1 protein-coding gene is annotated in these 1788 nt (G+C 53.3%); it reads left to right on the top strand.

The features are described from left to right. Window positions 1-154: 154 nt before the first annotated feature. Window positions 155-1788: tetratricopeptide repeat protein (locus tag LKK83_RS29785; protein WP_442957392.1), on the top strand; the 1634-nt coding region annotated here is incomplete at its 3' end.

Below are 1788 nucleotides of genomic sequence, written 5' to 3'. Positions count from 1 at the left end.
AGCCGTAGCGGTAACGCTGCTGCTGGGGTCGAGTTTTGCCCCAGTGAGTTCCGCGCAGGAGATAAATCCGTTGTCAGAATTAAGGACAACTGGGCAGAATTGGATAGCTCAGAATAGTAGCAGTTCAGAGGGCGATCGGTTGTTGCAAGAAGGAGTGCAACTATTTCAACAAGGCACAGCAGAATCGATACGAGAAGCCCTGCAAAAGTTGGAAGCCGCACGCCAAGCATATCGCGCTGCAGGGAATGCAGCAGGTGAAGCAGCCGCCCTGCTAGGAATGGGCAGCATTTTCAACTTACTTGGAGACAAGCAAACGGCGCTTGACTACTTCAACCAATCTTTGCCCCTGACACGGCAAGTGGGGGATAAGGCAATCGAAGCGGTTACCCTCAACAATATTGGCGCGGTTTACGACGCCCTGGGAGACAAGCAAACGGCGCTTGACTACTACAACCAATCTTTGCCCCTGTATCGGCAAGTGGGGGAGAAGAAAGGGGAAGCCGTTACCCTCTCCAATATTGGCCGGGTTTACTTCGCCCTGGGAGAGTGGCAAACAGCCCTCGACTACTTCGAGCGATCCTTGCCCCTGTTCCAGCAAGTGGGAGATAAGGCACAGGAAGCCACTACCCTTAATAATATTGGTATGGTTTACGACGTCCTGGGAGACAAGCAAACGGCGCTTGACTACTTGAACCAATCCTTGCCCCTGTTCCAGCAAGTGGGGGATAAGGCTGGCGTTGCCACTACCCTCTCCAATATTGGGCGGGTTTACTCCGCCCTGGGAGACAAGCAAACGGCGCTTGACTACTACAACCAATCCTTGCCCCTGTCTCGGCAAGTGGGGGATAAGGCAATCGAAGCCGTTACCCTCACCTCTATTGGCTTAGTTTACTCCGCCCTGGGAGAGTGGCAAACAGCCCTCGACTACTACGATCGATCTTTGCCCCTGAGAAAGCAAGTGGGGGATAAGGCAGGAGAAGCGATTACCCTCAATAATATTGGCCTGGTTTACGACGCTCTCGGAGACAAGCAAACGGCGCTTGACTACTTGAACCAATCCTTGCCCCTGTCACGGCAAGTGGGGGATAAGCGGCAGGAAGCGAGAACCCTTAACAATATTGGCGGAGTTTACTCTGACTTGGGAGAAAAGCAAACGGCGCTTGACTACTACAACCAATCCTTGCCCCTGTCACGGCAAGTGGGGGATAAGGCAGGCGTTGCGCTTACCCTCAACAATATTGGAGCACTTTACTCTGCCCTGGGAGACAAGCAAACGGCGCTTGACTACTACAACCAATCCTTGCCCCTGTCACGGCAAGTGGGGGATAAGGCACAGGAAGCCGTTACCCTCAACAATATTGGCCGGGTTTACGACGCCCTGGGAGACAAGCAAACCGCCCTTGACTACTACAACCAATCCTTGCCCCTGAGACGGGAAGTGGGAGATAAGACAGGGGAAGTGGCTACTCTCAACAATCTCGCTTGGACAAAACGCAGCCAAGGCAATCTCACGGAAGCACTGACGGACATGGAAGCGGCCATTGCCATTATCGAAGACCTCCGCACCAAAATCGATAGCGAACAACTGCGCCAGTCCTACTTTGCTCAAAACCAGGGTGAGTATGAATTCTACATCGACTTGCTGATGCAGTTGCACCAGCAAAATCCCGATAAAGGCTATGACAAACAAGCCCTCAGTGCCAGCGAACGCGCCCGCGCTCGCACGTTGTTAGAAATTCTCGCCGAAGCCAATGCCGATATCCGCACTGGCGTAGACCCGGAATTACG

Source organism: Phormidium sp. CCY1219 (assembly GCF_035615515.1).
GTDB lineage: Bacteria > Cyanobacteriota > Cyanobacteriia > Cyanobacteriales > Laspinemataceae > CCY1219.
The sequence above is the reverse complement of the archived record's forward strand: the minus strand, read 5'-3'. Positions and strand labels throughout refer to the sequence as shown.